Source organism: Rhodococcus sp. EPR-157, assembly GCF_001647195.1.
In the GTDB taxonomy this organism is placed as follows: domain Bacteria; phylum Actinomycetota; class Actinomycetes; order Mycobacteriales; family Mycobacteriaceae; genus Rhodococcoides.
Genome location: NZ_LVCV01000351.1, coordinates 1 through 655, shown reverse-complemented (window position 1 = coordinate 655; position 655 = coordinate 1). Strand labels below are relative to the sequence as shown.

The following is a 655-nucleotide window of genomic DNA, read 5'->3' as shown; positions in this document are numbered from 1 at the left end:
TCGGAAGAGATGTGACCTTTTCGACGTGCGAGCGACACGCCGAACGGCCACACCGAGGGTGCAACGAGCGCGCGCGGCCATCGTCGGGAATGCTGGAGAGACCATGAGCGAAACTGCAGGTGCACCGGAGAAGCTGTCGTCCGGGCGACCCCTGCGCCTCATCTGGGTGGTGACGCGGCGCACACTGAGCAAAGCCTGGGACGATTCGATCTTCAGCAAAGCGGCGACTGCCGCGTTCTGGCAGACGCTGTCCTTGCCACCCCTGCTGCTGGGGGTGCTCGGAAGTCTCGGCTTCGTTGCCGGCTGGTTCGGACCGAACACGATCGACATCATCGAGTCCAAGATCATCACCTTCAGCAGCACCGTCTTCAGCGACAGCGTCGTCGACGGCATCATCGAACCGACGGTTCAGGACGTACTCCAGCAGGGACGCGGCGAAGTCGTGTCCGCCGGCTTCGTGTTGTCGCTGTGGGCCGGGTCGTCCGCCATCTCGACGTTCGTCGACTCCATCGTCGAGGCACACGGTCAGCAGGACGCTCGGCATCCGATCTGGCAGCGCATCTTCGCACTCCTGCTGTACGTCGCATTCCTCGTCGTCGCCGTGTTGGTGCTGCCGCTCGTGGCACTCGGACCGACCTACGTCCAGGCACTGCTC

General features: G+C 64.0%; 1 protein-coding gene. It reads left to right on the top strand.

The features are described from left to right. Positions 1-103: 103 nt before the first annotated feature. Positions 104-655 (top strand): YhjD/YihY/BrkB family envelope integrity protein (locus A2J03_RS16315; protein WP_197480821.1); only part of this gene is annotated, 552 nt, incomplete at its 3' end.